Source organism: Gilvimarinus algae, assembly GCF_030518215.1.
In the GTDB taxonomy this organism is placed as follows: Bacteria; Pseudomonadota; Gammaproteobacteria; order Pseudomonadales; family Cellvibrionaceae; genus Gilvimarinus; species Gilvimarinus algae.
In genome coordinates this window covers 641,723-661,597 of the sequence record NZ_JAULRT010000062.1, presented here as the reverse complement: position 1 = coordinate 661,597, position 19,875 = coordinate 641,723, and the positions used below count along the sequence as shown (strand labels likewise).

20 protein-coding genes are annotated in these 19,875 nt (G+C 58.3%); 7 read left to right on the top strand and 13 right to left on the bottom strand.

Annotation, left to right across the window (positions count from 1 at the left end):
• Positions 1-92: 92 nt before the first annotated feature.
• The 6 genes from QWI16_RS17725 to QWI16_RS17700 form a co-directional block, all read right to left on the bottom strand.
• The gene (locus QWI16_RS17725; protein WP_302715239.1) at positions 93-446 is read right to left on the bottom strand and encodes a hypothetical protein; all 354 of its coding nucleotides are present in this window, start codon (positions 444-446) and stop codon (positions 93-95) included.
• Positions 447-1,199: 753 nt separating this feature from the next.
• Positions 1,200-1,814, bottom strand: a complete 615-nt coding sequence (locus tag QWI16_RS17720; RefSeq protein WP_302715608.1) for a dUTP diphosphatase — start codon at positions 1,812-1,814, stop codon at positions 1,200-1,202.
• A gap of 40 nt (positions 1,815-1,854) precedes the next feature.
• Positions 1,855-2,646: a TatD family hydrolase gene (locus QWI16_RS17715; protein WP_302715238.1), complete on the bottom strand. Its 792-nt coding sequence runs from the start codon at positions 2,644-2,646 to the stop codon at positions 1,855-1,857.
• Between the two features lie 39 nt (positions 2,647-2,685).
• Positions 2,686-3,036 (bottom strand): PilZ domain-containing protein, encoded by a 351-nt coding sequence (locus QWI16_RS17710; protein WP_302715236.1) that lies wholly within the window; start codon positions 3,034-3,036, stop codon positions 2,686-2,688.
• A 65-nt stretch (positions 3,037-3,101) separates the two neighbouring features.
• On the bottom strand, positions 3,102-4,172 hold the full coding sequence (locus tag QWI16_RS17705) for a lytic murein transglycosylase (protein WP_302715234.1): 1,071 nt from the start codon (positions 4,170-4,172) through the stop codon (positions 3,102-3,104).
• A gap of 20 nt (positions 4,173-4,192) precedes the next feature.
• Positions 4,193-5,197: a DNA polymerase III subunit delta' gene (locus QWI16_RS17700; RefSeq protein ID WP_302715233.1), complete on the bottom strand. Its 1,005-nt coding sequence runs from the start codon at positions 5,195-5,197 to the stop codon at positions 4,193-4,195.
• 91 nt (positions 5,198-5,288) lie between these two features.
• On the opposite strand from QWI16_RS17700, the gene QWI16_RS17695 reads away from it, so the two are divergent.
• Positions 5,289-5,930: an RluA family pseudouridine synthase gene (locus QWI16_RS17695; protein ID WP_302715231.1), complete on the top strand. Its 642-nt coding sequence runs from the start codon at positions 5,289-5,291 to the stop codon at positions 5,928-5,930.
• Between the two features lie 12 nt (positions 5,931-5,942).
• Here the strand turns inward: QWI16_RS17695 and tmk are convergent, their stop codons facing one another.
• Entirely contained in the window at positions 5,943-6,566 is a 624-nt protein-coding gene (tmk, locus tag QWI16_RS17690; protein WP_302715230.1) for a dTMP kinase, read from the bottom strand.
• Between the two features lie 220 nt (positions 6,567-6,786).
• Here tmk and QWI16_RS17685 point away from each other — a divergent pair, with 220 nt between their 5' ends.
• The 6 genes from QWI16_RS17685 to QWI16_RS17660 all read left to right on the top strand — a co-directional run bounded on the left by QWI16_RS17685 (position 6,787) and on the right by QWI16_RS17660 (position 13,357).
• The gene (locus QWI16_RS17685) at positions 6,787-9,129 is read left to right on the top strand and encodes an efflux RND transporter permease subunit (RefSeq protein WP_302715228.1); all 2,343 of its coding nucleotides are present in this window, start codon (positions 6,787-6,789) and stop codon (positions 9,127-9,129) included.
• The gene (locus QWI16_RS17680) at positions 9,126-9,932 is read left to right on the top strand and encodes an outer membrane lipoprotein-sorting protein (protein ID WP_302715225.1); all 807 of its coding nucleotides are present in this window, start codon (positions 9,126-9,128) and stop codon (positions 9,930-9,932) included. Before QWI16_RS17685 ends, QWI16_RS17680 begins: the two co-directional genes overlap by 4 nt.
• Positions 9,929-11,278: a DUF1302 family protein gene (locus tag QWI16_RS17675; RefSeq protein WP_302715223.1), complete on the top strand. Its 1,350-nt coding sequence runs from the start codon at positions 9,929-9,931 to the stop codon at positions 11,276-11,278. The genes QWI16_RS17680 and QWI16_RS17675 overlap by 4 nt, the downstream gene beginning before the upstream one ends.
• A gap of 82 nt (positions 11,279-11,360) precedes the next feature.
• On the top strand, positions 11,361-12,077 hold the full coding sequence (locus QWI16_RS17670; protein ID WP_302715221.1) for a TetR/AcrR family transcriptional regulator: 717 nt from the start codon (positions 11,361-11,363) through the stop codon (positions 12,075-12,077).
• A gap of 45 nt (positions 12,078-12,122) precedes the next feature.
• Complete coding sequence (locus QWI16_RS17665; RefSeq protein WP_302715219.1) at positions 12,123-12,617, top strand: peptidylprolyl isomerase; 495 nt, start codon at positions 12,123-12,125, stop codon at positions 12,615-12,617.
• Between the two features lie 2 nt (positions 12,618-12,619).
• Positions 12,620-13,357: a UDP-2,3-diacylglucosamine diphosphatase gene (locus QWI16_RS17660; protein WP_302715217.1), complete on the top strand. Its 738-nt coding sequence runs from the start codon at positions 12,620-12,622 to the stop codon at positions 13,355-13,357.
• 66 nt (positions 13,358-13,423) lie between these two features.
• Here the strand turns inward: QWI16_RS17660 and hemN are convergent, their stop codons facing one another.
• The 6 genes from hemN to QWI16_RS17630 form a co-directional block, all read right to left on the bottom strand.
• On the bottom strand, positions 13,424-14,812 hold the full coding sequence (hemN, locus tag QWI16_RS17655; protein WP_302715215.1) for an oxygen-independent coproporphyrinogen III oxidase: 1,389 nt from the start codon (positions 14,810-14,812) through the stop codon (positions 13,424-13,426).
• Between the two features lie 59 nt (positions 14,813-14,871).
• Positions 14,872-16,014 (bottom strand): patatin-like phospholipase family protein, encoded by a 1,143-nt coding sequence (locus QWI16_RS17650; RefSeq protein ID WP_302715214.1) that lies wholly within the window; start codon positions 16,012-16,014, stop codon positions 14,872-14,874.
• A gap of 19 nt (positions 16,015-16,033) precedes the next feature.
• Entirely contained in the window at positions 16,034-17,638 is a 1,605-nt protein-coding gene (locus QWI16_RS17645; protein WP_302715213.1) for an AMP-binding protein, read from the bottom strand.
• Between the two features lie 98 nt (positions 17,639-17,736).
• Positions 17,737-18,303 carry a CoA pyrophosphatase gene (locus tag QWI16_RS17640; protein ID WP_302715211.1) on the bottom strand — a complete coding sequence of 189 codons (567 nt, stop codon included), beginning with the start codon at positions 18,301-18,303 and terminating at the stop codon, positions 17,737-17,739.
• Positions 18,296-18,607: a YqfO family protein gene (locus QWI16_RS17635; protein ID WP_302715209.1), complete on the bottom strand. Its 312-nt coding sequence runs from the start codon at positions 18,605-18,607 to the stop codon at positions 18,296-18,298. The genes QWI16_RS17640 and QWI16_RS17635 overlap by 8 nt, the downstream gene beginning before the upstream one ends.
• 60 nt (positions 18,608-18,667) lie before the next feature.
• Positions 18,668-19,843 (bottom strand): phosphoglycerate dehydrogenase, encoded by a 1,176-nt coding sequence (locus tag QWI16_RS17630; RefSeq protein WP_302715207.1) that lies wholly within the window; start codon positions 19,841-19,843, stop codon positions 18,668-18,670.
• Positions 19,844-19,875 lie beyond the last annotated feature (32 nt).

Genomic DNA, 19,875 nt, shown 5'->3' with positions numbered 1-19,875 from the left:
CATCGGCAGCCGATTGACCCTCAATACATTGGCCCGGCAGTGACCGCTACCGGGCCAATGCAAGGCCACCACAGTCTTCACTGGCGGCGGCCTCAGTAAGATTCAATACGGCTCAACCGCTGACACTTTACTGAGCTAAACGCGAACACGTAGCAAAAGCGACGCTCGGCCCCACCCCGGCGGCTCACCCCATTCACTGCCCCCACCTTCCCGTGAGACATCACCCGATCGATAAACACCTCATCGGGCTTTGGCTGTGCGCGCACGCTTGCCAAAATCGTTTCAGCAGTGACTAACTCAAACGCGGCGCTATTCCAGCGCGCCGCCTGCTCAAGCGCCGACGTCAAAGACCCGCTGTCACCGCTTTCGAAAGCGACCGCTAAATCTTCCACTATTTGGTTTTTGGGCGAATTGCCGCAGTCAACACTGCGGATGATCTGAGCCATAGAAGCGCCTCCGGGAAGTAACCCTGCTAATAGTAAGCGCTATTGCGAGCTCCCGCTACTCTCACTCAACTGGCTTACCCACTGCCTGATATACTCGGCACAGATATCTGGGCGAGACTGAAGAATAAAGTGTGGACCAGCAACCTCAATAGTTTTTAACCTAGGAAATTTTCTTTCGAATTCGCACCGCCGATTACTGACAAGGCGATCGTTTGCAGGGCGAATATAGAGAGCGTCCACAGGAAAAACGGCACTTGACGCTTGGCAGCTGGCGACCTGTCTCAACCTGGCCCTTAAAGCGGAGCTTTGTGTTCGTTCCAGTGCTTTGAACAACAGTCGGGTTAAGTCTGCAGAGGCAAATTTTCCGAAGATCAACGCTCTGCAAACAAAAGGCGCAACGATTGGAAGCCGAATAAGAAGCTTCAGCGGCAGTCGTGCCGCCACCCAGACCAGCCATGGCGCTGGAGAAGACAAAAAAGACGCGACAAAGACAACCCCTCTAGGATGACAGCCTTTGTTTGCTAACAGCCGCTCTAGCAGCGCTCCTGAGAAAGACTCGGCCAAAAGCACTAAGTCTCTATCGGGTAACCGAGAAGCCACATACTCGGAGAGAAAATCATAGTCTTGCGGACCACTGTCTGGAAGCGTAATCACCTCCACATCCAACCCCGAAAGACACTTCAGTAAGGGCTGAAAAAGGACCCCAGAGCCATCCAGGCCTGGCAGCAGTGCCAGTTTCACTTGGCAGCGTCTCTATTTAGCGTAGCGCTCTCCCAAGGCCCGGTAGACCGCCTTGGAGAAGTCAGGCGCACCGGCATCCAGGGTTTCCACCACTTCCACGAGGTGCTCGTTGTCCTCGCGCCCATCAAACCACTGCTTGCGATAGCTGCCGTCTTTATAGCCATTGTCCTGGCGGAAAAAGTTCAGGACGTTTTTGCCTACGTAGCGGCGATACAGCTCTGAGTAACTCATATCGACGCCCGCCATCATGCGACCAAACAGCGCCAGGTGAAATTGCTTGTCGGCCAGGGTGGCGGCGGTAAACGCTTCAACATCCAGGCGAAAATCCGGTTCATCGGTAGCGATGCTCAAGGTACTGGCGACCTGTTCGGCAATCTCGTCCACCGAGGCACCGGATTCGAGCAGGATACTCAAACCAAAGTGCCAGATATCCACCAACTCCAGGGCCACTTGCTCGGTATCGGGGCTCTGGTGTTTCCACCATTTCCAGCCGTAGTGATCCATCAACTCACCGCACTCGATCCAGATAGCCCGGTACCAGGCATTGCCCTGAGCGCGCCACTCGGGGTGCACCTTGCTGTTCATTTGATCTTGCAATTGCAGCATGGTGCGGGTTTGTTGCTTCATGGTTTCCAGTGACACTTGGGCTTCCTCGGTCTCGATATGGTTATACAGGTCGGTACTGCTGTGCCCGACTGAACAGGCGGTAGAAATTGGCGGTGGTGATCTCGGCCAGCTCGTCGTAGGAAATGCCTTTACTATCGGCGACAAACTGGGCCACCTCGCGCACGTTTTTCGGCTCATTGGGTTTGCCGCGATAGGGCACCGGCGCCAGATACGGTGAGTCGGTTTCCACCAGCAGGCGCTCCAGCGGCATCTTTCGTGCAACTTCTTGCAGCTCTTTGGCGTTTTTAAAAGTGACAATGCCTGACAGCGATATGTAATAGTTCATGTCCATGGCCGCCTGGGCCATTTCCCAGCTTTCGGTAAAGCAGTGCAGCACACCGGCGTGCTCAGGGTTGCCGTGCGCTTTGATGAGCGCCAGGGTATCTTGGCGGGCATCGCGGGTGTGTACCACGACGGGCAAACCCACCTCCCCCGCCACTTCAAGATGCAGAGCGAAGCTGGCTTTTTGCTCTTCAATGGAGTCGGTTTCATGATAGTAATCCAGTCCGGTTTCGCCGATGGCAACGACCTTATGGCGACCGGCCCACTCGGTAAGCTGCTCGCGGCTGGCAGTGCCGGCACTGACATCGCAGGGGTGCACCCCCACAGAGGCGAGTACGCTTGGGTAGCGGTGGGCAATATCAATCACTGTTTCCACGTTATCCAGGCTGATACTGATGCACAGCATCTGACCAATGCCGCGCTCATGGGCGGCGTCAATCGCGCCTTGGAGCTGGCCGTCGTAGGGTTCAAGTTTCAGGCGATCCAAATGGCAATGGGAATCCACTAGCATAATTTTGCCAACACGTTGGTTCGTAAGAGAAGAGGCGGGTTACATGGTGTGAGTCGGGCGATCCGACTCCAGCGAACCCGCGAGGTAGTTTTCAATTTTGGTGACAGCGGTGTTGTCTTCGTCGGTAAACTGCACACCGATACCCGCTGCCCGGTTGCCTTGGGCGCCCTTGGGCGTCACCCAGACGACTTTGCCAGCCACTGGGATCTTCTCGGGCTCGTCCATGAGGTTGAGCAGCATAAACACCTCATCCCCGAGCTTGTAGGCTTTGTTGGTGGGGATGAACAAGCCGCCGTTTTGGACAAAGGGCATATAGGCCGCATAGAGGACGGCTTTGTCCTTAATGGTCAGCGAGAGTATGCCGTTGCGGGCGCCACCAAGAGCTTGCATAGGGTTGAGTCCGTCTTTTAACTAGTCGCTTAACACTAATCCATAAGCCATTGACTGTCCAGTGATTAGCGCTCCAACTCATCAGCCAGCAAGCCAATGGACAGGGCGTATTTAAACGCCGGGTTAAAGCTCATGATGGTGCAGAAGTTGCGGTAGACGATGTAGCCACGGTTGTCGCCCTTATCCGCCAGCACCAGCGCCGCAGGGATCGCCACATCGGGCAAATCCGAGCCATCGTCGCGGCGCACGCCGAGCTTTTGCCAATCGCGCAGATCGCGCCATACGCCGAGACTCTTAAAGCGCTTGCAATCGGCGTCGGGCGTCAGGCCCTCGGCCTGCTCGGCCGGCAGGCTCTGCTCACCGCCTTTAGGCAGGCGCACCGGGCGGCCCCAGGTCTGGTCGTCGCGCCAGCCCCTCACGCTAAAGTAGTAAGCGATAGAAGCGAACACATCCGCCTCGTTGTTCCAGATATCCTTTTTGCCGTCGCCGTCATGGTCCTGAGCGTAGGCCAAGTAGCTGGTGGGCATAAACTGCGATTGCCCCATGGCGCCGGCCCATGAGCTTCTCATTTGCTCGTAACTCGGGAAACCGCTATCGAGCATTTTCAGTGCAGCCAGAAACTCCTTGCGAAAGTAAGCGCCGCGCCGTTTGTCATACGCGAGCGTGGCCAGGACATTAAACACCGGTTCTTTCAAAGGGAAAGTGCCGTAGTTGGTTTCCATGCCCCAAATGGCGAGAATAAAGCGAGGCTGTACGCCGTAGCGTTCGCCCACCTGTTCCAGCAGTTCGCGGTGCTTGTCCATCAGCGCCCGGCCTTTGTCGGCTTTCCAGTCGCTCAAGCGGCGACTCAAATAGCCATCGTAGGTTTCTACCACCTCGGCCTGGGAGCGGTCATTTTTAATGATGCGCTTTACCGGCGGCGTTATCTCAGAAAACGCTTGCTCCAGTGTCTGCTCGCTAACGCCGGCCTCACGTGCCTGCGCACGCAGCTCATCCAACCACTGATAAAAAGCCGCCTCTTCGGACTCGGCAGTGTCCGTCTCGGAGGCCAGAGTCAGTGCGCTTGCGCACACCAGCAGCAAGGTACCAAGGGCCGCCAAGTAGCGAGTCACTGGCTGTCGAAATACGTGTGTCATTGATACTCCCGGTTGCGCCATTAAGCGGCTCTGGCTTTCAGTAATACACCCCAATCCATTAACAGTTCCTCAATCAGCAACTGTTTGTTGGGGTTGGCCCCACTGGCGAGGCGCTGTTTGCAGCTGAGCAGTTTTTCCTGGTAGCGGTGCAAGAGCGCCGGCAATATGTTTTTTAGCGCTCCGGTAAACGCCGGATCAAGCGCTTCAAATTGAGTGACGGGCGCGCCTACCTGCCAGCAGGCCAGATCGTGCAACCAGCCCAGCAACCAGTTGACCTGAGCCGCCACATCGCCGCGCTGCCACTCACCCGCCAGGGCCACGGCGTCCACCTGCCCCAGGGTCAGCTTTGCCACATCGGCCAGCCACTGGGCGCGCTTTTCCAGCTCATCGCCCTGCATCAAATCACGCGCGGCCAGCGGCGCCCCCCGGGCCATGGCCAGTAGCTCCCGGGCATTGTAATCCGTACCCGAAACCAGGGGTGTGAGCCAGTGCAGGCTTTGCTCGGCGGGCGGCACGGCGAGGGTGCGAATCTGGCAGCGGCTGCGGATGGTGGGCAAGACGGCACTGGGGGCGTCGCTCACCAACAAGAGCAGGGTTTTCGCCGCGGGTTCTTCCAGGGTTTTCAGCAGGGCGTTGGCCGCATTAACGTTCATCGCTTCGGCCGGCTGTAAGGTCACGACTTTGTAACCGCCCTGCTGCGCGGTTTTGCCCTGGACCTCGGCCAGCGCGCGAATATCGTCCACCCGAATCGCTTTGCCGGGCTCCTCAGGTGTCACCTGCAACCAATCGGGGTGGGTGGCGGCGCGGTTCAGCTCGCAGGATTTGCAGCGCCCGCAAGCGGACTCGGATCTCGGTGACTGACACAACACATACTGCGCCAGCACCCGCGCCAGGTGACGCTTGCCCAATCCCGCCGGACCCGCCAGCATAATGGCGTGAGGCAAACGGTCATCCTGCAGCTGCTGGTAAAAGCTCTGCCAGATGCCTTGCTGCCAGGGATAGGGAAGTGCGGGAAAATCGCTCATGGACTCTTTCTACTGCCTTTTGCGTTGCAGCTTACCAAGGCATCGCCGCATTTGCGATAATGCGCCGCTTAATTTTTGTAACGGGGCGCTTATGCCGGAGCAGGATCACAGCGTGGCTATTTTGTGGCAGGACGAACATCTGCTGGTCGTCAACAAGCCACCGGGGCTTTTGACCGTGCCCGGCCGCGGCCCGGATAAGCAGGATTGCCTGATCAACCGGCTCCTGCCCACCTACCCCAACAGTCGCATCGTCCACCGGCTGGACCAGCCAACGTCGGGCTTGGTGATCGTGCCGCAAGGCTACGAAGCGCTAAAGCACATCGGCCGTCAGTTTGAGCAGCGCCAGGTGAGCAAGCGATACGTAGCCGTGCTGGGCGGCTTACTGGCATCCGATGAAGGTGAGGTGAATTTACCACTGATCTGCGACTGGCCGAACCGGCCGCGGCAGATGGTGGACCACGCCGTCGGCAAAGCCGCGCTGACCCGCTACCGCGTGATTGGGCGCGAGATGCAGATGCAGCGCACGCGCGTCGCACTGACCCCGGTGACCGGCCGCTCCCATCAACTGCGGGTACACATGAGCTCGCTAGGCCACCCGATTATCGGCGACGGGCTCTACGCCGAGCCGCCCTGGCAGGACGCCGAGCGCTTGCTGCTGCACGCGGAAACCATCGGGTTTACCCACCCCATCAGTGGTGAGCCTTTGGCGGTATCCTGCCCTGCGGCGTTTTAGAGGAACGGACGTTTATTTGAGCGCCTCAAGCTGACGGCGCAACTCGCGTTGTACCTCGTCTAACGGCTGGCCAGCATCCACGATGATATAGCGCTCGGGCGCGCGTTTGGCCCGCTCACCATAGGCCGCCCGCACCCGGTTGAAAAAGGCGATGTCTTCGCGTTCAAACCGGTCTAAATCGCCGCGCTCAGCCGCTCTGGCCAGACCGAGTTCGGGCTCGATATCCAGCACAATCGTCAGGTCCGGGCGCAGCTCGCCCTGCACCTGCTGCTCCAGCGATTCAATCAGGCTTCTGTCCAGCCCACGCCCACCGCCCTGATAGGCGTAGGTCGCGTCGGTAAAACGATCGCAGAGCACCCAGTCGCCGCGGGCAAGTGCCGGTTCAATTACACGCTCAAGGTGCTGCGCCCGTGCGGCGAACACCAGCAGCAATTCGGCGCTGGCGCTCACCGGCTCCTCACGAGGGCTGAGCAGGAGTTCACGAATTTCCTCCGCCAGCGGCGTGCCGCCGGGCTCACGTGTGAGCAGCAAATCTACGCCCCAGGAGGCCAGTACGTCCCGCACAAAAGCCAGGTTAGTGCTTTTGCCGACCCCTTCGGTGCCCTCGATTGTGATGAACTTGCCGCGCTCTACCACCAGTAATGCCCCCGCCCTCTTGACCTTGCCACAACGGAAAGCTTCACACTGCCGCTGCGCTTGTTTGGCCGAAGTCTACACAGGCTCGCTCGCGAGCACGACTGTTTCGTCACAAAAAGATCACGCAAAATAACTTTACACCGTAAACTTAATGGTGATAACTTTACACTGTTAAGCGATCGCCATCGTGATCGCCCCAAGGAAAAAGGAGGTACACGACGTGCGCCGTTTTACTCAACTCTGGGCTACAGCTGTGGTCAGGGGTCGCTGGTTGGTTATAGCCCTGGCCCTCGCCGCACTGGGCGCGTCCATCATTCCCATGGACAACTTGTATTACGACAATGCCAACGAACGCTTTTTTGTCGAAGGCGACCCCAACCTGAAAGCGTTCAATCAGTTGCTGGAGCGCTTTGGCGACATTGAGTATCTCTCTGTTGGCGTTGTCGCGCCCCCGGGAGAAGACGTCTTTTCTGAATCCAGCCTAGCCGTCATCGACGAGCTGACGCGCTTTTTTGAAGAGCAGCCTCAAGTCACCCAGGTGCGCTCGCTGAGCAAGTACGAGTACACCCACTCCGAAGGCGCCATGATGGCCACCGATGATTTGCTCGAAGACATTCACGACCCGGCCAGCCGAACCGCTGCCAGAGAGATTATTCGCAAACAGCCGATGGCGCTCGGGACTCTGCTCACCGAGGATCTGCAACACACAAGAGTGGTCGCGCGCCTGCGCTATCAGGTGGGTAGCAACGAGAACAAAATGGCGCTCATGGCGCAACTGCGCCAACACCTTGAACAGGCGCAGTACGCCGAGCGCGGCTTTGACCTGCGCCTGAGCGGCCAGCCTGTGTTTGATGAGCAGTTTGAAGTGCTCACCAAACGTGACCAAAGCTGGATCAACCCCACCATGGCGGTGGTGATGATTGTGATTCTGTTTTTCAGCTTTCGCTCGCTGGCCGCCATGCTCCTGCCCTGGCTCGTCATTGGCACCAGCATTATGTATGTCACCGGCATTCAGGGCGCCATGGTGTGGCCGCACTCGGTAGTGGAGTCGGCACTGGTACCGGCGCTGATTATTATCGGCATCGGTATATCCATACACGTGCTGGTGGAGTTTTATCACGCCCGCGCCGACGGGCTGGAGCCGCAAGCGGCCGCGGAAAAAACCATCGTTCACTTGTGGGTTCCGGCTTTTTACACCGCGCTGACCACCGCAGCCGGTTTTCTCGCTTTGGGAGTCACCGAGCTGCTGCCCGTCAAGCAGTTTGCCTGGCTCGGCGCCATTGGTGCCATGACGCTTTTTGCCGTGTCCCTGACCTTGCTGCCTGCGGTGCTGAGTTTTATCAGGCCTTTCTCAGCGCGCACGCGCCAGGCGGTAAGCAGCGGACTCATTGCGCGGCTGACCCGCCGGCTGCCAGAGCTGACGCGTCGCTATCAAAAGCCCCTGCTGCTAAGCGGCGCAGCGCTGCTAACAATCAGTCTAGTGCTGGTGCCACGACTTGAAATTGACTCGAACTTTATTACGTATTTTAAAGCCGACAACCCGACACGGCAGGACTTGGTGTATTTTGATCGGCAGTACAACGGGCTGCAGAACATCGATGTCATGATCGACAGCGGCAGCGAAGGCGGTATTCACGACCCGGCCTTCTTGCGCGAAGTGGATCAGTTACAGCAGTGGCTAGAAGCGCTGCCGCAAACCGGCGCCGTTAACTCATTGGTGGACTTTCACAAAGAGATTAATCAAGCCCTGCACTACGATGAGCGCCAGTGGTATCAACTGCCTGAAGACCGGCAGATGGCCGCGCAGTTTCTCTTGCTCTATGACAACACCGGCCCCGAGGAAGACCTCACCGACGTCAAGGACTTTTACGAGCGCTATCTGCGCCTGGCCGTGCCGGTCACCAATATGGCGGCGAGCGACACGCGTCAGCTGCTCGATACCATTGATCAACATCTGCGCGAGCAGCACCCGCAGCTGGCTGTTCAGCTGACCGGCTCACTGGCCATGTACAACGCTCAGGATATTTATATCAACAACGGCATGTCCCGCTCCTTTGCCATTGCTCTGGGCATCATTGGCCTGAGCTTTATCTTGCTGTTTCGCTCGGTCAAATACGGGCTGATTGCGCTGATACCGAGCGTCGTGCCCATCCTTATAACCGGTGCTTTGCTGGTTGTATTAGGCATTCCGCTCAACCTCGGCACCATGATCGTCGGCGCCATGACCATGGGCATTGCCGTGGATGACGCCATCCACGTAATGAACCGCTACCTCAGCGCCAAGCGCGCCGGCCACACCACCTACGAGGCCGTCGCCCGCGCTATGAACGAGTCGGGTCGCGCGGTGATCTTCACCTCCATTGTATTGGTCACCGGCTTTAGCGTCATGCTGCTAGGGTCGTTTATTCCCTACATTTACACCGGCCTGTTCGCCGCCACCATTATGGCGCTGGCACTGCTGGGCGACCTGCTCTTTTTGCCCGCACTGCTGTTCTGGATTGACGGCAAGCGCACAGTCCCTCTTGCCGCTCGCGAACCACTCACCGAGGAGTTGTCATCATGAAATCGCTGATCATCACTGCATTGATTTTCGCCGCGTTTAGCACGCCGGTTAACGCTGAAACATTAACGGCGCGGGACATCGTCGAGAAAATGGACACACGCTACACGGGCGATTCTTCACGCTCGGATGCGCAACTGATACTGATTGACCGCAAAGGCCGCGAGCGAGTGCGCGACATTCGTCTTTACACCCTGGAAAATGAAGAGGTGGAAAAGTCCATTTCCTTTTTTCTGTCGCCCACGGATGTGGCCGGCACCACCTACATGAACTACGACTACGAAGACGGCCGGGACGATGACTCCTGGCTCTATCTGCCCGCGCTCAAACAAGTGCGCCGGGTGGCCGCTGGCGATCGGTCAGGCTCGTTTATGGGCAGCGACTTTACCTACTCGGACATTAACGGCGTCAACACCGACTGGTACCACTACGAGCTGCTCGATAACAATGCGAGCGTGGACGGCGCCGATGCCTGGCTGATCGAGTCCACACCCAAAACCGAGTTCGCCGACAAAGTCTCCAGCGAAACCGGCTATAAAAAATCCCACCTATGGATACGCAAAGACAACTTTGTCCAGGTGCAGGGAAAGATCTGGCTCGAACGCGGCGGGCGCATGAAATACTACAGCGCGACACAGCTGGAGCTGATCGACGACATCTGGACGCCCATGCGCTTGCAAATGGTGACCGTGCGCGGAGAAGAAAAAGAGCACGCCAGTGTCTTTCAATTCAGCAATACGGTCTACAACGAACACACCGACGAAACCCTGTTTACCACCCAGAGCATGCAGCGTGGTATTCAATGAAGCCGATCGGCATTACCCTTTTCGCTCTGACGGCCACCGAGGCTTTACCCCTCAAGGCAGAGGATTTTTTCTCAAGTGTGGAGACCAGGGCACCTAGCGAGCTGAACCTGCAAAGCCCCTGGAGCCACCGGGCCTGGCTGCAGCAAAAAACCGGCTACGGCTGGCACACCCCGGCTGTGGCGGTCAACCGCGACCAAGCGGCGCTCACACGCACCGAGACCCAGCTGTTCGGTGAACTCGGCTGGCGCAAGGGCCAGTGGCGAGCCCAGCTGTCGGGCTCGCTGGTGCATGACTGGCTGCCGGATCTCGAGCGTGCGGGACTCTGGTCGGCTTACGAGTTTACCGATGAGCAAATCCACCAACGCCGCTGGCGGCTCGAATTAGCCGACAGCTTTGTCTCCTGGGAGAACGGCGACTGGTGGCTGAAGGCCGGCTATCAAACCCTGCCCTGGGGGGAAGCCGAATCGCTCAAGGTCACCGATGTACTGGCTAGGCGAGACCAGCGCTGGCCCGGCCAGGAGGACCTGGAAAAGCTGCGCCTGCCGGTGGCCTCGGTGCGAATCAGCTGGCAAAACCGCCTGGACCTGGTCACCCTGATTGAGCCGCTACCGGACCGGCTGCCCGCCGCCTACGACGAGTTTGACCCTTATTTGGCGCTTCGAACCGGCGAGCCCGAGCAAGACCCGGCGCTGATTCGACAGCCGGATTCCAGCCCCGGCTTTGCCCTGCGCTACCGCCACCATTGGCAGGGGATGGACACCCAGTTGATGCTGGCCGATCTGGCCAGCTACGAGCTGGCGCCCGCCGAGGTCGATAACACCGGCGCGCAGCCACAGGTCTTTCTCGAGCCCTGGCGTCAGCAGGTCGCGGGCTTAGGGCTGCAGGCGGTACGCGGCAATCTGCTGCTGCGCAGCGAACAGGCCTGGCACCACAATACCAAAGTCGCCCAGGACAACCCTATGGCGCCTTGGCGCAGCACCGACCAATGGCGGGGCATGCTCGGCGCTGACTACAGCGGCATAAACGACTTGACCCTGACCGCCGAGCTAAGCTGGCTGTACATTAGCGACTGGGACTCGAGCTTAGCCGGTAAACGCTGGCAACCGGGCGCTTCGGCGCGCGCCAGCTATAGCCTCTACAACGAACGCCTGACTCTAGAAGCCTTCGGCACGATGATCACCGGTAACCAAGGCTCGCTGATCCGATTGTCCGCCGATTGGGCGGTCTCTGACGAGTTCAGTATTGGCATCAGTGCCATCGAATACGACGGCCATGACCCGCAAGCACTGATTCATCCCTATCGTTATAACGACACCTTGCTGGTGACCCTGCGCTGGGGGCTGTAGCGGATGGCCAGGTCACCTGCCGGCTCAGCGGGCCACTGGCAGCCCGCATCTGGTAAACTGACCCTTTTTGCTGGAAGGCGCTATGGCGAAAGACTCCTCCAAAGCGGGAACGGGTGCTCAACCGGCACCGACCAAAAACCGCTACCATCACGGCAACCTGCGCGAGTCGTTGCTCGATGCGGCCCTCGCCTACCTGAAAACCGACACGCTGGACAACCTCAGCCTGCGCGCGCTGGCCAAAACCGTGGGCGTCAGCGCCACAGCAGTCTACAGCCACTTTGCCGACAAAACCGACCTGCTGATCGATTTACGCACCCAGGGTTTTCGCCTGCTCACCGAACACCTGACCCGGGCACTTGAGGCGCAACCTAAAAGCAGCGGCGAAATGAAAGTGCGCCTGCTCGGTCACGCCTATATGAGCTTCGCCGCCGAAAACCCTAACCTGTTCGACAACTTGTTTTCCTGGGCACCGGAGCGCGAGCGCATCAAGCCCGAGTGCATTGAAGCGGGTATCGATAGCGTTGACCTGCTGCGCAACGCGATTTTGCAGCTGTTTAGCGACAACGACCTGCCGGCGGGTGACTATCAAAGCTCGGTGGCGACCCTCAGTGCCTGGTCGTTAGTTCACGGGCTGACCATGTTGGTGAAAACCGGCAGTATTGAAGGCGCGGTTTACTGCGGCCACTGGCCCGATACCTTCTCGGCCGCGCACCCCGAGGCGCAAGAGCGGGCTTTTGATCACTTATTAACCATCGAAATTGAAGGCCTGAAAGCAGCGGTGGCCAAACTCACCCCCTGACCGTATCATTACGCCTTTTTGCCAAAGCACAACCGAGGATTGCCCATGATTACCCTGCACACCAACTACGGCGATATCACTGTAGAACTGGATTTTGACAAGGCCCCCAAGACCGCCGCCAACTTTAAGCAGTACGCCGAAGATGGCTTCTACGACGGCACTATTTTTCACCGGGTGATTGACGGCTTTATGATTCAGGGCGGCGGCATGACCGAAGACATGGAGCAAAAAGAAACCCGGGCCCCCATTGAAAACGAAGCGGACAACGGTCTGAAAAACGCCGCTGGCACCCTGGCCATGGCCCGCACCAACGACCCGCACAGTGCCACCGCACAGTTTTTTATTAACGTTAAGGACAACGACTTTCTCAACCACTCTGGCAAAAACGCTCAGGGTTGGGGTTACTGCGTGTTCGGTAAAGTGACCGAGGGCATGGACGTTGTAGAAAAAATCAAAGCCGTTGACACCGGCAGCAAAGGTTTCCACCAGGACGTGCCCCGCGAATCGGTTCTGATTGAGAAGGTCACGGTCGCGAGCTGATTATGTCCTCACTGTTCATCTCCGACCTGCACCTGCACGCCTCAAGGCCCGAAGCCACGCAGGTTTTCTACGATCTGCTCGAAGGCAAAGCCCGGAACGCGCAGGCGCTGTATATCCTCGGTGATTTCTTTGATGTCTGGATCGGCGATGACGATGACGAACCCCTCGGGCAGGCGGTGGCCGATCAGTTGCGCCGCCTGTCTGACTCAGGTACGGCCGTGTATCTGATGCACGGCAATCGGGATTTTCTGTTGGGCGAGGCCTTTGCCAAACGCGCCGGTGCCACCTTGCTGCAAGACCCGAGCGTGATCGACCTCTATGGCCGCCGCGCTCTGCTATTACACGGTGACAGCCTCTGCACTCGCGACGCCGAGTACATGGGCCTCCGACAGCAGCTGCGCTCAAACGAGTGGCAAGCGCAAATTCTTGCTCAGCCACTGGCGGCGCGGCGCGCCTTTGCCGCGGGCCTGCGCGCCAAGAGCAAAACCATGAACAGCTCCAAACCCGAAGACATTATGGATGTGACCCCCGAGGCGGTAGTCGAGCTGATGCTGGAGCACCAAGTAGACCTGATGATTCATGGCCATACCCACCGGCCGGATCGCCACTCCATTGCCCTAGGCAGTGGTCAGGGCGAGCGTATCGTCCTTGGCGACTGGCACGACCACGCCTGGTGCCTGAGCGCCGATAAGCAGTCTCTGCGGCTGGAGTCCTGGCCTATCGGTCAGCCGGCCCATTAGCCCGGCCATTATGATTATCGGGTTAATAGCGCTGGCTGGCCTCATCGCCCATTAAAACCTCTCGCCTCAAATAACTCGCGAATAGACCACTTGCGAATCGGCCAGGTAGGTGTCAAACACCATGCAAATTCGGCGAATCAACAGGCGACCATGGCCACTAACGCTTATGCCTTTGCTATCCAGTGTCAACAACCGATCTTTCGCTAGGCGGTTGAGTTCAGCCAGCTCCGGGGCAAAGTACATAAACGGGTCAATACCAAAACGGTACTGCAGCTCGGCAAAAGACAAAGAAAAGTGGCAAATGAGTTCACTGATGACGTAACGGCGAATCTGATCATCCCGACTCAAGGTCTTACCCCGCTCGACAGCCAGCTTGCCTTGATCGAGACGTTGCTGGTAGGTGTCGATGCGCCGAGTGTTCTGCCAATACACATCGCCCACCGAGCTGATAGACGACACACCTAGGCCGAGCAAATCGCAATGGTTGTGGACAACGTACCCCTGAAAGTTGCGCTGCAGTCTTCCCTCGCGCTGGGCAACAGCCAGCTCGTCGTCCGGCAAGGCAAAGTGATCCATCCCAATATGGATGTAACCCGAGTCAGTTAACCGGTCCAGTGCTTCAGTGAAAATCTCGAGCTTTTGCGCTGGCGAGGGCAAGTGCTCGGTGTGAATCAGCCGCTGACTGTTAAATCGCTCGGGCATATGAGCGTAGTTGAACAAGCTGATACGATCCGGGCGCAGCGCTTGCACCACCTCCAGAGTATGGGCGAAAGACTCGGCGCTCTGGTGCGGCAGGCCGTAAATCAGATCCATGTTAACGGAGCGGAACTGGTGCCGGCGCAACTGCGTCATCAACTGCTCAACCTGAGCCCGGGAGTTGTGGCGGTTAACCGCGGCTTGAACCTTCTCGTCAAAATCCTGCACCCCCATGCTCACCCGGTTAAAACCCAACTCGCGCAACACACCAAGGGTCGAGGGCGCCGTCTGGCCCGGATGGATTTCCACAGAGAAATCACCGCTGTCGTCATCGGCCAGGTGAAAGTGGCGGCGAGTCATCTGCATCAGCAGGTGCATCTCATCATCACTCAAATAGCTGGGCGTGCCGCCGCCCCAATGCAACTGGCGCACCGGACGGTGACTGCCAAGTAAGGCAGCGTAGTCGGCCATTTCCTGCTCCAGCCGTCTCAGGTAGGCGAGCACCCGCTGGCGTTTTTGGGTCACGACTTTGTTGCAGCCGCAGTAGTAACAAAGGCTCTGGCAAAAAGGCAGGTGAAAGTAGAGCGACAGCGGGCGCTGTAATCTGACACTTCGGGCCAGTGCATTGAGTAGCTCAACCTCGGCAAAGTCCTCGCGCATTTGCGGCGCGGTGGGGTAAGAGGTGTAGCGTGGGCCGGACAGATCGTAGCGATCAATCAACTCGGCGGCGCTGTGCAAAGGCATGACTGACTGGTTCATAAGCACTCCTGATTTTGGAGTAGCTTACGATTCGCGCCGCCCGGGCAATTTGATACGGGTCAAGGTGGGATAAAAAACTGCCCAATCGCCGCCGACTCCCACATGGTGTCCTGGTAGCCAAGCTCAATCAAATCGGCAATAAACGGGTTGGCAAACAACAGGTAACTGGCCGCCGTGGCACCGCCCCCCTTGGTGGTAGCGCCAATAGCACGCAGAAAAAAACGCACGCTGCGGGGCAAGTAGCGCACCTTGCGCCCGGCGATCACGTCCACCGCTTTGCTGGGAGACACCACCATATTGCGTACCGGGCGTAAATCCAGTTGCTCCTGTTCACGCACTTCAGGGGGAATCAGCGCCAGCAGGCGATTCAAACGCTCCAGATGCTCAATGTCGTTCTCCAAAGCGTCGATAAAAGCGCTGTTGAGCAAATGGCCAACAATTTGCGCCATGGACGGCGAATGACGCACTGGTACCCGTTTACCCCAGTGCTTGGGGTTGCGGTTACCACTGACGCCAATGACAAAAAGCGCGTCTGCGCCCAGGTGCAACGCCGGACTCATTGGCGCCAACTGACGCAGAGCGCCATCGCCAAAGTATTCGCGGTGGATGCGCACTGTAGGGAAAATGGTCGGGATGGCCGAAGAGGCCAGCAAATGCTCCAGGCGAATTTGCGTCGGCACCCCCGCGCGGCGAAACCGCCGCCAAGACGTAAGGTCACTGTGCCCCTGAAAAAAGCTGACCGACTGCCCCGAGGTGTAACCCATGGCGGTCACACTCACGGCGTGCAGCCGGCCTGCCTCGATATTCTTTGCCACATTGGCAAACTCGATTTTACTCGCCAGCAGTTCCCACAGGGGGGCGTTATCCAACAATGACAGAGGCCGCTGACGCCCTACCCCTTCGTTAAACAATGACAAACCAATGCGCGCCAGACCTTTGGTCAGATCCAGCCAACCGTGGCGATACACCTGGTCGATGGTCAACGATTGCCAGATGCCGGCCAGATCAGTGACCGCCTGGCGAAAATTGCCAGGATGCGCCGCCAGCGCCATGGCATTGATGGCGCCGGCGGACGTGCCGCAGATAATAGGAAAAGGGTTCTCCGCGCCCTCTGGCAAAATATCCGCCAGCGCCTGGAGAACACCTACTTGATAGGCGGCGCGGGCGCCACCACCAGAGAGAATCAGTGCGGTTTTTGTCACACGCTATCTTCTAACCGCCCTAATCTTTGAGTTTACGCCGCAACACCTTGCCCACATTGGTTTTTGGCAGCTCATCGCGAAACTCTACTTTGTGCGGTACCTTGTAGGCGGTGAGCGACTGCCGGGCAAACTGGCGAACCTCTTGCTCGGTTAGCGCCGGGTTGGACGATACCACAAAGGCCTTGACCAGTTCACCGGTCTCTTCATCTTCAACGCCGACCACCGCCGCCTCGACAATGTCCGGGTGCTCAGTGAGAGCGTCTTCCACCTCGTTGGGAAACACTTTAAAACCCGAGACGTTGATCATATCTTTTTTGCGGTCAACGATTTTGACATAGCCTTCGGCATCGATGACGGCGATGTCGCCGGTTTTTAACCAGCCGTCCTCGCCGAGAATTTCCGCGGTTGCCTCGGCGCGCTGCCAATAACCTTTCATCACCTGCGGGCCGCGTACACAGAGCTCACCGGCTTCGCCGGCGGGCAACTCAGCACCGTTATCGTCGATGGTTTTCACCTCGGTTTGCGGCAGCGGCAAACCCACGGTACCAAGCTTGATAGCGTGACGAGGATTAATGCACACCACCGGCGAGGTTTCCGTCAGCCCGTAGCCCTCGCACACGGGGGTTCCGGTGACCTCTTCCCAGCGCTTAGCCGCATCGTGCGTCAGGGCCATACCACCCGAAGAGGACAGCCGCATATGAGAGAAATCCAGCTTCTTGAAATCCTCGTTGCGGCACAGGGCATTAAACAGGGTATTGAGCCCGACAAAACAACTAAAGGGCACGCCCTTTAGGCTTTTCACAAACCCGGGAATATCCCGCGGATTGGGAATCAAGAGGTTTTCATTGCCCAGAGAAAAAGCGCACATGCAGTGAATGGTGTAGGCGTAGATGTGATACAGCGGCAAGGGCGCAACAAACACGTCCTGATTTTTGCGAAAGACCTCCTGCATGTGCAGATTGACTTGCAGCATGTTTGCCACCAGGTTGCGGTGGGTCAACATGGCACCTTTGGCAACACCGGTGGTTCCGCCGGTGTATTGCAGCACGGCGACATCGTCAGCGGTCGCACTGTGGGGTGTCCACTCGCGCTTTGCCATCGACAGGGCCTTTTTCAGCGGTGTGCTGTTGTCAAAGGAAAACTCGGGCACCATTTTTTTCACGTACTTGACGACCAAGTTGATCAGCGTGCCTTTAAGCGGCGGATGCAGATCGGCAAGCTCGGTGACGATCACTTCTTCAACGTCGGTATCGGGCACCACCTCGGCGGCATGGCTGGCGACATTGGCCAGCACCACCAGAGCCTTTGCGCCCGAGTCTGTCAGCTGATGCTTGAGTTCGGCGGCGGTGTACAGGGGGTTGGTGTTCACCACCACCAGGCCGGCGCGAAACGCACCAAACACCACGACCGGGTACTGCAGCACATTGGGTAGCTGTACAGCGATGCGATCACCGGGCTTGAGCGAGGTATGCTGCTGTAGATAGGCGGCGAAGCGGCCGCTCAGGTGGTCCAGATCGCGAAAACTCAGCGTGTGGTTCAAACAGGTAAACGCCCGACTGTCAGCAAACTCGCGGCACGCATCGGCAAAAACCTCGGCGATGGTGCGATTGCAATCCAGTGTCATACTGCCGTCTCCCTCAGTTGTTGTGATTTATTAGAGGTGCCCTGTGATGATACACCAACATGGCTTACAGGCAGTATAGCCCAGTGCGCCATGAATGCTTACAGCGCCGCCAGCTTTGCCAACTTGCAGGCCATGGCGGCCGTCAGCCCCCAAATGGTGTGCTGCTGCCACTGGTAAACGGGCACGCGGTAGCGTTTGCCTGCGCGCTCAAACTCGTCCCAGCGCTGGGCGCGCCCGGCCGCCAGCTCGGCAAGCGGGAGCGAGAAAATGTCGTCCAACTCGGACGGGTCGGGCGTCAGTGCCAGCCCCGGCGGTATCACTCCCACCACCGGTGTCACCACCACGCCCTTTTGAGTCTGGTAGTTGGCAAGGCGGCCCAGCAGACGCACCTTGTCAGAGGGTAGCCCCGTTTCCTCAAAGCTCTCACGCAGTGCGGTGCGCACCAGGTTGTGATCCTCGCGCTCCCACTTGCCGCCGGGAAAGGCCACCTCGCCCGGGTGATTTTTCAAATGGCGCGCGCGCAGGGTGAGCAGTACATCGGGGCCTTCGGGCTTGTCGATCAGCGCAATGAGCACGGCGGCCTGTCCTCGGGCGGGAGGCTCGGGCGTATGGCGCTCGGCGGGAAACAACTGGCTGGCGATATGCCGGTAAATCGCCTCAGACATCGGCCAGACGCCAGATGTCGTAGGCGGGCTCTTCAAAGGGGTGGGCCTGAATCAGGGCCTCGCGAGCGGCCTTAATGCACTCATCGGCGCAGACCATTTCAACGCGCCACTCGCTGGCGCGGGTGAGTTCTCCATGGGTTCCGCTAAAGGGGTTAGCGCCCGCGAGAGGTCTGAACTGCCCCTTGCCCGCCACCTGCCAACAGCAGCGATCGTAATCGCCGATACGCCCGGCACCGACGGCAAACACGGCCTCTTTGACCGTTTCGAGATGGCTATCAGGCACAAAAAAGACAAACTTGTACATTGGCACCTCCAACGGGATCAACGCGGGGCACCTGGTCGTCAGGCGCGCCCGAGCTGCAGGTTAAATCACCCTGACAGCAATCACATGCTCTACCGACTCAATCGCGCTCACCACAGCGTCTGAGGGCGGCTGCTCGACATCGATAATGTTGTAGGCGATATCGCCACGGCTCTTATTGACCATATCGATGACGTTGACGTCGTGATCGGCCAGAACCGAGAGCACGTGACCGAGCACACCCGAGACGTTATCGTTGCAGAAGGTGATACGAGCGCTGCCTTGTGCGGCACGCTCCATGGCGACCTGCGGAAAATTGACCGAGTTTTTGATGTTGCCGTTTTCCAGGTAATCCATCAATTGGTCGGCCACCATGATCGCGCAGTTTTCCTCGGCCTCGGCCGTGCTGGCACCGATGTGCGGCATGGCATAGACGTCGTCGCGACCGAGCAGACTCGGCTCGGGGAAATCGCAGATGTACATGCGAAGCTGCTTGGCATCCAAGCTCTTGACCACGGCCTCGGCATCGACGATGGCTTCGCGCGCAAAATTCAAAAGCACAGCGCCGGCTTTCACCGACTTCAGAGACTCTTCGTTGATCAGGTGTTGAGTCGCTTCAATGGCCGGGACATGCAGGGTGACATAGTCGCAGCGCGAGAGCAGCGCCTGCAGGTTTTCAGCGCGCATAACCTGGCTCGGCAGACGCCAGGCCGCCTCAACCGACAGTGCCGGGTCGTAGCCGACCACATTCATCCCGAGCGCCAGAGCGGTTTCGGCCACCAGCGAGCCGATAGCCCCCAGGCCCACCACACCCAGGGTTTTGCCGATCAGCTCACTGCCAGCAAACTGGGATTTTTGCTTTTCCATCAGTTTGCTCATCTCGGCGGCATCGGTCATGTCGGTGAGAGAGTTCGCCCAGTTCATGCCCGGGATAATACCGCGCGAGCCAAGCAACATACCCGCGAGCACCAGCTCTTTTACCGCGTTGGCGTTAGCGCCTGGGGCGTTGAAAACCACTACCCCTTTTTTGGTGTACTCGGCCACCGGAACATTGTTGGTGCCCGCACCGGCACGCGCCACAGCCTTGACCGACTCGGGCAGCACTTCATCGTGCAGCTTGTGACTGCGCAGCACATAGCCATCGGGGTTATTGATGTCGCTGGCGACCTCGTACTTGGCGCGGTCGAAGCGGTTCAGACCTTTTACAGAAATGGTGTTGTAGGTTTTGATCTTATACATGAATCTTTCCAGTGTTCCTGTCGGGATTGCCC

Coding starts and splice junctions, on each gene's coding strand:
- QWI16_RS17720 (WP_302715608.1), bottom strand. CDS start 1,814: ATGAAGCAACAAACCCGCACCATGCTGCAATTGCAAGATCAAATGAAC.
- QWI16_RS17725 (WP_302715239.1), bottom strand. CDS start 446: ATGGCTCAGATCATCCGCAGTGTTGACTGCGGCAATTCGCCCAAAAAC.
- QWI16_RS17645 (WP_302715213.1), bottom strand. CDS start 17,638: ATGACACTGGATTGCAATCGCACCATCGCCGAGGTTTTTGCCGATGCG.
- QWI16_RS17695 (WP_302715231.1), top strand. CDS start 5,289: ATGCCGGAGCAGGATCACAGCGTGGCTATTTTGTGGCAGGACGAACAT.
- QWI16_RS17670 (WP_302715221.1), top strand. CDS start 11,361: ATGGCGAAAGACTCCTCCAAAGCGGGAACGGGTGCTCAACCGGCACCG.
- QWI16_RS17640 (WP_302715211.1), bottom strand. CDS start 18,303: ATGTCTGAGGCGATTTACCGGCATATCGCCAGCCAGTTGTTTCCCGCC.
- QWI16_RS17675 (WP_302715223.1), top strand. CDS start 9,929: ATGAAGCCGATCGGCATTACCCTTTTCGCTCTGACGGCCACCGAGGCT.
- QWI16_RS17660 (WP_302715217.1), top strand. CDS start 12,620: ATGTCCTCACTGTTCATCTCCGACCTGCACCTGCACGCCTCAAGGCCC.
- QWI16_RS17630 (WP_302715207.1), bottom strand. CDS start 19,843: ATGTATAAGATCAAAACCTACAACACCATTTCTGTAAAAGGTCTGAAC.
- QWI16_RS17700 (WP_302715233.1), bottom strand. CDS start 5,197: ATGAGCGATTTTCCCGCACTTCCCTATCCCTGGCAGCAAGGCATCTGG.
- QWI16_RS17665 (WP_302715219.1), top strand. CDS start 12,123: ATGATTACCCTGCACACCAACTACGGCGATATCACTGTAGAACTGGAT.
- QWI16_RS17635 (WP_302715209.1), bottom strand. CDS start 18,607: ATGTACAAGTTTGTCTTTTTTGTGCCTGATAGCCATCTCGAAACGGTC.
- hemN (WP_302715215.1), bottom strand. CDS start 14,812: ATGAACCAGTCAGTCATGCCTTTGCACAGCGCCGCCGAGTTGATTGAT.
- QWI16_RS17715 (WP_302715238.1), bottom strand. CDS start 2,646: ATGCTAGTGGATTCCCATTGCCATTTGGATCGCCTGAAACTTGAACCC.
- QWI16_RS17680 (WP_302715225.1), top strand. CDS start 9,126: ATGAAATCGCTGATCATCACTGCATTGATTTTCGCCGCGTTTAGCACG.
- QWI16_RS17705 (WP_302715234.1), bottom strand. CDS start 4,172: ATGACACACGTATTTCGACAGCCAGTGACTCGCTACTTGGCGGCCCTT.
- QWI16_RS17710 (WP_302715236.1), bottom strand. CDS start 3,036: ATGCAAGCTCTTGGTGGCGCCCGCAACGGCATACTCTCGCTGACCATT.